This is a genomic window from Vibrio sp. Y176, from assembly GCF_033438945.1.
Genome location: NZ_JAWOQS010001152.1, coordinates 1 through 523, shown reverse-complemented (window position 1 = coordinate 523; position 523 = coordinate 1). Strand labels below are relative to the sequence as shown.

General features: G+C 47.0%; 1 protein-coding gene. It reads left to right on the top strand.

The genetic code is table 11. The features are described from left to right. Nucleotides 1-523 (top strand): acyl-CoA thioesterase domain-containing protein (locus R7O13_RS30710; protein WP_318305699.1); only part of this gene is annotated, 523 nt, incomplete at both ends.

The following is a 523-nucleotide window of genomic DNA, read 5'->3' as shown; positions in this document are numbered from 1 at the left end:
AAGAAACACGCACTGTGCACTCCTTCCATAGCTATTTTCTCTACCCTGGAGACCCTGAAAAGCCGATCATTTACGATGTGGAAAATTTAAGAGATGGACGTAGCTTTAGCACCAGACGCGTTAAAGCAGTGCAAAATGGACGACCTATTTTTTATCTAACGGCTTCTTATCACGGCGATCAACCGGGGTTCGATCACCAGAAAGCCATGCCAGATATTCCGGGGCCTGAAAACTTCGCCTCAGAGAGTGAACTCGCAAGTCATATTGCGGAGTTTCTGCCAGAGCGCTTGCGTAAAACATTCTGCGGAGAAAAACCGATTGAGACTCGCCCTGTCACGGTGATCAATCCTCTAAAACCCAAAAAAGCGGAGCCAAAACAGTACCTTTGGATTCGTGCTAACGGTGAGATGCCAGATAACCAACTGATTCATCAATACTTGCTGGCTTACGCGTCAGATTGGGGATTTTTGGTCACGGCGATGCATCCACATGAAGTGTCGTTAATGACGCCGAATTTCCAAGT